Raw genomic sequence first — 6,436 nt, 5'->3', positions numbered from 1 at the left:
CGCAAATACGGTCAGGAAGAAGAAGGCGAGACTGGGCCCTATGACGGCACCCATCGTGTCCATCGCTCTCTGGAAACCGAATGCCCTGCCGTATCGCGTCTCATCAACGGATTCGGCGATGATTGCGTCTCTCGGCGCCGTCCGTATGCCCTTTCCGAAGCGGTCTGTAAACCTCGCGCCGAGCACGGTATGCCACCCGGTCGCCAGTGCGATTATCGGCCTGCTGAGGGTGGATATGCCGTATCCGAAGGCCATGAACCCCTTGCGCCGCCCTGCCCTGTCGGAGAACCATCCGGAAAAGACCCTGAGGAGGCTGGCGGTAGACTCAGCGATCCCTTCGATGAGACCGATTATCGATTTGTTGACGCCGAGGACATTCGACAGGAAGATGGGGACGAGCGGATAGATCATCTCAGAACTCATGTCCATGAAGAGACTCACGAGTCCTGTTACGAATACATTTTTTCCGAAACCGAAAAACCTCTTATCATCGTTCATAGTTGTGCCGCCATGAGAAGGAATATATCCGATGGCAGGGCCGATAAGAGAGTGTGTTCCGCCCTCTTAAAATCTCAATGTCGCTGTGAGCCTCTTTCGATTGAGCAGAAGATCGAGCGCGTCTAAGGCGGACGTGACGAGGATATCAGCCGACTTCAGCGCATCCGTCGAGCATCCCTCCTCGAGACAGACCGCGATGCCGATTCTCGCGGCTGCGAGCATCTTCCGATCGTTGTTTCCGTTTCCGAGGGCAACGACATTCTCGCACCCGAGTCTCTTCACGTATTCTTCCTTCCGGTTGTCATGGTTTTCCCCCTCAAGGATATGTATCTCGCAGTTGATGCCTTCCAGTTCAGACCTTGCCATGCCAAACGTGTCGGCAGTCAGGATATGTACCGTCAGAGACTCCGATATCCTCTGCAGATGCTCCTTTATCCCCGCCAACAGTCTGCCGTCAACGGAAAGGGTTCCCGTAAAGTCAGAAACGAGATGACTCAGCCTGACCGGGCCGAAGCCGGGGATATCAAGCTCTAACATAATGACTTTCTAAAAGACGGCTCACAAGTCGATCCATAGCCCTCTTCAATGAAGAACCCTTGACGGGTCACGCAATCAGAAAAATTGAATAACATACCTCACCGCCAAAAAGAGAAGGACAGCACTGAGCATGATCTTTATCGCCTTCTGGGGCACGAACTTTTGGCACCTCGCGCCCAGATAGAGGCCGACAAAGCCTCCGAGGCCGAAAAGGATTCCCAACGGCCAGTCGGGCAACGCGGAGACTCCGCCCGTCGCCGGGATAAACGTGAAAAATAAGGCACCCGCAAGAGAGGTGATAAAGGTCCCCATCAAGGCGGCGCCCGCGATAGTATAGACGGGCAGCTGAAAGAAGGCAACGCAGAAAGGCGCGATAATAGCGCCGCCGCCTATTCCGTAAGCACCTCCTATGATGCCCACGACAAAGGCGAGCACGGACATGCTGACGGGGTTGAAGGAAAAGCGCTCTCCCCAGAATTCGTATTCAATCTTTTTCATTGATAGGGAGACAGTCTTAACTACCGCGTCCGCCGGTATCCCCGCCGCCGCCTTTACTCTCTCCGCTTTCTTCTTCTCTTCAACTCTTGCCTTAAATTTCTCTTCAAGCGTTCGGGCGCCCGAAGATTTCTCAGCTTTCCCCAAGAGATCCTTGACAAGGCGAACGCCGATGTAGAGCAGCACGCATCCCACAAAAAGCTTAAACGACTTAGGATCAGGAAGGTAGAGGACTCTTATGTAGTAGCCGAGGAAGACTCCCGGAAGCGTTCCTATCGCTATCGTCCAGGTAAGCGGCCATGCCATGCGGCCTTCTTTGATATACCGATAAACGCCACTGGGAATCGCAACGATATTGAAGACGTGATTCGTCCCGCTCACCGAAGGGGCTGTGTAATTCAGGACGCTCATCTGGAAGGGAAGCAGGAGAAACGCACCGGATATGCCGCCCATCGAGGTGAAAAAGGAAACGACCATCGCCACCAAAGGCGGCAACAGGATATTGGTTTTGACACCCGACACCGGAAAAAGGATATTCAAGAAATCCACGTTTACACCACTAAGAAAAGGCCCGACAGTGATTCACCACCACGGCTATCTCCTGCTCGCCTACCGATCATCGAACTACGGCATTTCAGGGCCTTCATCCCTGTGCGTATATTTGATGACATTCACATCCGAAAGGACTACAATTCCTTCGCCGACCATCTCATCGAGTATCGGGATCACCTTGCCGATTTTTTCCTCGGTGTCCATGACCGTGATGAGAATAGGAAGCTCGCCATGCGCAGCCAACGTTCTCTTCTTGTGATAGCGCTTGTGCGGACCGTAGCCTGCGATCGCCTTGTAGACCGTTGCCCCTGCGATATCGGTCATAATCAGCCTTTTAATGATCGCTTCATAAAGGGGTTCACCCTCCCACTTGTCGTCTTCGCTGATGATGATCCTGAGCATCTTCGCCTTGCCCTCGAGTTTCATATGTTCGCCCCCCTCCCTTCCCCTTTCCGTAGCCTGCGGACAGCATTTGACGACGGTTGTGTCAGTCACCTCGACAAGCCCCTTCTCCACGATGTGATACACGTCGGGCAACACCCTATTGATCATCTCTTCGGAATCCACGACCTCGATCCTTATAGGCATGCTCGTCGAGAGTTCGAGCATTTTGGCCGTATGGAATATCCCGTCTGTTCCGTATCCCGCGACCCCCCTGAAGACGCTCGCCCCTCCGATCTTCTTTTTGAAAAAGATATCCATGAGCACTTCATAGACGAGTCTGCCGTGAAACCTGTCCGTCTCGTCAACATAAATGGTCATCTTCTTAGCGGGTCCTTTCGTAACCATAGGGTCATCTCCTATACGATTTTCGCGATCACTTCTCCAAGTTTCAGGGCTGAGAAACCCAAAAATACGCTCAGAACGACGTTAAGTCCGGCGTATATCAGCTCTCCGTCTGCAACAAGTCTGCCTGTTTCATACTCGAAGGTCGAGAAGGTAGTGTATCCTCCGAGGCCACCCACGACAAGGAGCAGTCTCCATTGCGGGTTTTCGATGAAGCGCTCAGTCATAAGGGTCATGAGCAGCCCGATGAGAAAACTGCCGCTCACATTAACCATGAAGGTGCCGAGGGGAAAACTCCTTCCCCACCGCTGGCCTATCCAGGTCGCAACGATGTACCGCGCGACGGAGCCGATGCCCCCGCCTGCAAAGACAACGATATAGTTCATCATCGATGGTGCATCCTCGTGACGCTACTTCACGATCGTGACTGAGCAATGCGCATAGGTGGCTACCCGCTTGGAGACGGAGCCGAGCAGCCAGCTTTCGACCCTCGATTTTCCCTTCTGCCCCATGACTATCATGTCTGCGTTCTTCTCCTTCGCATGTCTCACGATTTGATCCGCCGGATGGCCGATGACCACCTCAGTCTTTATCTCGATATCGCGTTTTCCGGCCTTTTCCTTGAGGCCCTTCAGCAGTTCGTTGTAGTGCTCCGTCGCGCTGTCGATGACCGCATCCATCTCCACGATGTCGATAGGCTCAGGAGGCTGGGCAACGGAAAGCACGAGTATCTCCGGAGCAGCACCCGGGCAGAGTCTTGTGAGTTCCAGTGCGAAATCGAAGGCTTTGCCGGACTGCCCTGAACCGTCAAATGCAACAACTATCTTCTTGATCATGGAATCCTCCTCTATCACGCATCCGTTACGGCTTCCGTCTGCAACGATTTGTCCTTTTCCTTTTTGGGTAACAGGTAATGAGGGATGAAAAAGGCGTTGGCTATGAGCGTCGGCACGACGGCGCTTCCGATTACCGCGGCAATGAGCAGAGAATACTGCTGCCGGTCTATTATCCCGTGGCTCAACCCGAAGAGAGCGGATATCGAGCCGAAGGTAAGACCGGTAGACATGAGGAGCGTGGTATAAATTCCCTCCTTTTGGGCGTATCGGTAAATCTTTGTTGTCGGATATACGCCTACTATCTTTGTGATTATCTTCGATGAGAAGAGCACTGCGAGAGCAAGCGGAGCCGTGAGAAGGGCCTGAAGCGACACAAACGACCCGGCGCGTATGAAGTAGAAAGGCGTGAGCAGGCCGAATGTCAACGTCCGGAGCCGCCTGATGAGAACGTGGTCTTTCCCCACTGTCCCGGCCAGCACCATGCCTATGATGTAAGCAGGGAGTACCGCTTCGCTGTCCGACCAGACAGCCAGGGAGCCAAGGCCGAAAAGAAAGAGAAGGAGATATTTCGCTTCAAGCTCTGAAGGCCGTTCCCCGTATTTCCGAAAAAAACGCGGTGTGAGAGAGGGAAGGACGAAGAAGGTCGCTGCACTGGCCCCCACAAAGATCAACGTTTTCATCGTGAAGGGTGCGAAGATCAGGCCAAGGGCGAGAACGGTTCCCAGGTCGGTAACAAAGCAGGCAGCGAGAACCGTCTTGCCAAAATCCGTCATATTCAGCCCGAGCTCGAGCATCACTGCGTATACCACGGCAACCGAGGTGGTAGAAAGGGCCACACCCGCAAGCCAGCTTGCCATCACAGACCAGTGAAGCAGATAATACGCGGCAGCGGTGCAGCCGAGAAACGGGGCCAGGAAGGAGATGAAGCCGATGGCTGACGCCTCTTTCAATTTCGCCTTAAAGACAACAGGGTCAAGTTCAGCGCCTGCGAGAAATGTCAAGACGATAGCGCCTGTTCCGGATAAAAATTTGATCCAGGGCAGGTCAGAGCCGAGCGTAGTTCCGACGAGTGCGCCTATGACGAGCTGTGCGACAGTGCCGACGATGATCTCGGAGAGGGCCGTCGCTATGCGGAACCAGATGGAGAGCAAGGTGGCGATTAAGGCGAGACCGATCCAGAGTGCCGCCATTCCCCAGACTTCATGCATGACCTTTCTCCTCTCCAGGCATTAAAAAAACCCCTGCCCTCAAGAGATTGAGAGTAGGAGTCATCAGCTTTGGCAGCCAAAGCGGTTCATGGCGAACTCCATCGCCCGTAACGACCGTTACGTTAACAAAATCGTCTCGATAAGTCAACTCCGTCCTTCTCACGACTCGCTATTATATCTCTTCAGATCGAGCCTCATCTTTTCGACGTCTCCGGAATCATACTTCGAATGGAGAAAGGAAAAGACGGAGTTGTTTGTGAGCAGCGGGTCCAGACCGTCATGTATTATCCCCGCTCCCACGAGTTCATCCCAGTACCGTGTGCCCCTTATCGGAGAAAACTCCGAAAGGTGTATCGAGACTTCGAGAGACTTGAGAAAGCCGATCCCTTCCTTCACCTCCTCCAGTTCCTGGGCGGGGAGTCCGTACATGAGGTATACCCCCATCTCTCTCTTCGTGAATCCCGCGTTCCTGAGATACCTGACGGCTCGCGATATCTCCTCCGTATCCACCTTACCTCCCGTCGATTTCTGCCGCTCCCTGTCGACGCTTTCAAGGCCGAGCCGCAACGTCTTGAAGTCGACCATCTTCATCAGCGCCGCCAGTTCTTGGTCCAGGAACCGGGCGTGGAGTCCGTTCGGGGCATGGAATCGCGCCTCAATCCCAGTCGCGATGAGCGATCTCAGTATCGGCTTGAAGTGGCTGTCGGAATCGACTAAGAGCGCGTCGTCATAAAATGCGAAGTCGCGGACTCCCGCTTCGGAAAGATGGGCAATCTCCTCTATTACATCACCCGGGAAGCGTTTCTTGTGGGCGGATGCCAAGAGACCTGACGCGCAGTAGGGGCAGTGAAAAGGGCAGCCCGTCGCGGTCACGAGCGATGCATAGGGATATTCCCCGTAGAGATTGAGCCGGTAACACGGCGACCGAGCGCCCTTTCTTTTCAACCTGAATCCGAAGGTGGATAAGGCAAAGAGAAGACCTTCCTCGATACTCCCCCGGTAAATAAAATCGGCACCGGAAGTCTCGGCAGCGTGCTCATGATAGAGGGTCGGATAGACGCCTCCGAGGATAATCGGAACAGCTCCGGCGACACCCCGTATGATCTCCGTCGCCTTTTGAACGCCGGGATACCAGTAACTCATCATGGAGGTCATCATCACCATATCAAAAGGCATCGCTGCCTTTACCCTGAAGAGAAACTCTTCGATGCTTATGCCGTACCGTTTATAGAACCTCGGTACCTCCCTCAAGAGGGCAGGTTTCTCGATGATCTCTGTCCGAAATTTCCCGGATCCGTTGTCTTTCGGTCTAAAGGAATCGGTGCAGTCTATGAGGGCGGTCTCTGCGTCAAAGGGGCTGAGATATTCCGCAACCTGAAGAAGGCCCAGGGGCCTCGCCCAGAAGTTGAAGGCCGCAAAGTCGTAAATCCACGGATTCACGAGGAGTATCTTCAGCCTCATAGTCTATCTCCCCTGTCGCAAGGACGTTCGTCTGAGAGATAGTATCGCATGACGCACTTAATA

At 53.8% G+C, this 6,436-nt stretch carries 8 protein-coding genes and 1 riboswitch; all 8 genes read right to left on the bottom strand.

Annotation, left to right across the window (positions count from 1 at the left end; translation table 11 throughout):
- Positions 1-498, bottom strand: a 498-nt coding sequence (locus VEI96_05210) for an MFS transporter (GenBank protein HXX57380.1), incomplete at its 3' end; no start/stop codon positions are given.
- Positions 499-564: 66 nt separating this feature from the next.
- Positions 565-1,035, bottom strand: coding sequence for a hypothetical protein (locus tag VEI96_05205; GenBank protein ID HXX57379.1), 471 nt, complete (start codon positions 1,033-1,035; stop codon positions 565-567).
- 75 nt (positions 1,036-1,110) lie between these two features.
- Positions 1,111-2,079, bottom strand: coding sequence for a sulfite exporter TauE/SafE family protein (locus tag VEI96_05200; protein ID HXX57378.1), 969 nt, complete (start codon positions 2,077-2,079; stop codon positions 1,111-1,113).
- 75 nt (positions 2,080-2,154) lie between these two features.
- Entirely contained in the window at positions 2,155-2,871 is a 717-nt protein-coding gene (locus VEI96_05195; GenBank protein HXX57377.1) for a DUF190 domain-containing protein, read from the bottom strand.
- An 11-nt stretch (positions 2,872-2,882) separates the two neighbouring features.
- Positions 2,883-3,257 (bottom strand): fluoride efflux transporter CrcB, encoded by a 375-nt coding sequence (gene crcB / locus VEI96_05190; protein ID HXX57376.1) that lies wholly within the window; start codon positions 3,255-3,257, stop codon positions 2,883-2,885.
- A 21-nt stretch (positions 3,258-3,278) separates the two neighbouring features.
- Positions 3,279-3,704 carry a universal stress protein gene (locus VEI96_05185; GenBank protein ID HXX57375.1) on the bottom strand — a complete coding sequence of 142 codons (426 nt, stop codon included), beginning with the start codon at positions 3,702-3,704 and terminating at the stop codon, positions 3,279-3,281.
- 14 nt (positions 3,705-3,718) lie between these two features.
- Entirely contained in the window at positions 3,719-4,912 is a 1,194-nt protein-coding gene (locus VEI96_05180; GenBank protein HXX57374.1) for a cation:proton antiporter, read from the bottom strand.
- A 47-nt stretch (positions 4,913-4,959) separates the two neighbouring features.
- Positions 4,960-5,027: riboswitch (Fluoride riboswitch) on the bottom strand.
- A gap of 44 nt (positions 5,028-5,071) precedes the next feature.
- Entirely contained in the window at positions 5,072-6,373 is a 1,302-nt protein-coding gene (locus VEI96_05175; GenBank protein HXX57373.1) for a B12-binding domain-containing radical SAM protein, read from the bottom strand.
- Between the last annotated feature and the right edge of the window lie 63 nt (positions 6,374-6,436).

The sequence above is a fragment of the Thermodesulfovibrionales bacterium genome (genome assembly GCA_035622735.1).
In the GTDB taxonomy this organism is placed as follows: domain Bacteria; phylum Nitrospirota; class Thermodesulfovibrionia; order Thermodesulfovibrionales; family UBA9159; genus DASPUT01.
Note: the sequence above shows the minus strand (reverse complement) of the source record. Positions and strands in the feature narration are given on the sequence as shown.